Source organism: Helicobacter sp., assembly GCF_029067145.1.
Classification (GTDB): Bacteria; Campylobacterota; Campylobacteria; order Campylobacterales; family Helicobacteraceae; genus Helicobacter_D.
Genome location: NZ_JAIEFA010000060.1, coordinates 5846 through 6650, shown reverse-complemented (window position 1 = coordinate 6650; position 805 = coordinate 5846). Strand labels below are relative to the sequence as shown.

The window sequence follows — 805 nt, the reverse complement described above, 5'->3', positions numbered from 1 at the left end:
CTTCTATATTTGGCTCATAATAACACTCAAAGATTCCACAATATCTTAAGAATGTTGCTAAACCCGTGTTTCCACTCCCGTGGCTTCCCCAATAGATAAACCCATAATACGGAGGCAATGGCAGATTCAAATCCCAAGCAAGTTCAGGTGATATGCTCTCATAGCTTAGATTAGGGTAAGGATTTTTGGAATCTTTGGTGAGTTGATTGGGATTTAGCAAAGGAGGATAAGAGTGGTTTTTGTTTGAATATTGTTCTTTAAATTCTTGAGAATTTAGCCATTCTAAGATTTCATTAGGATATTGCATAAAAAAGGAAAAATTTAAAAATAATGTTTGGAGAAGTGGTTTATTATTCTCTTGCAAAAGAGAATAGATTTTGGAGCTGAAATTTGCTAGAAAACAATAATCTATCCCTTTTACATTAAAAGCTTTTAATTCTTTTTTGATATATGCAATTTCTTTGTATTTCTCCTTTATCTTTTTTATCTCTTGGTTGAAGCCAAAATAACTTCCCTTATACCAAGTTTTATGAGTTTGCAAGAGTGCTTCTCCTAAAAGATAGGCTAAATGGTATTTGTAGGATAAGGATTCCTTGTAATCTTTGCAAGATTCTAAGGGAGGATATTTAAGGGAAGGAAAAATTTCTATGATTTCAGCATATTTGCGTTTTTGTTTCTTGTGAAGTTGGAATGTTTTAAAGAGTTGGAAAAGGAGTGCAGGAAAATAAAATAGCTTTAAGCTTACATTTTGCTTATTGGGGGGGGGGGGGGGGGGGGGGGGGGGGGGGGGGGGGGGGGGGGGGGG

1 pseudogene is annotated in these 805 nt (G+C 36.1%); it reads right to left on the bottom strand.

The features are described from left to right. Nucleotides 1-805, bottom strand: a pseudogene (locus K2N75_RS06230) (hypothetical protein); the annotation flags it as partial.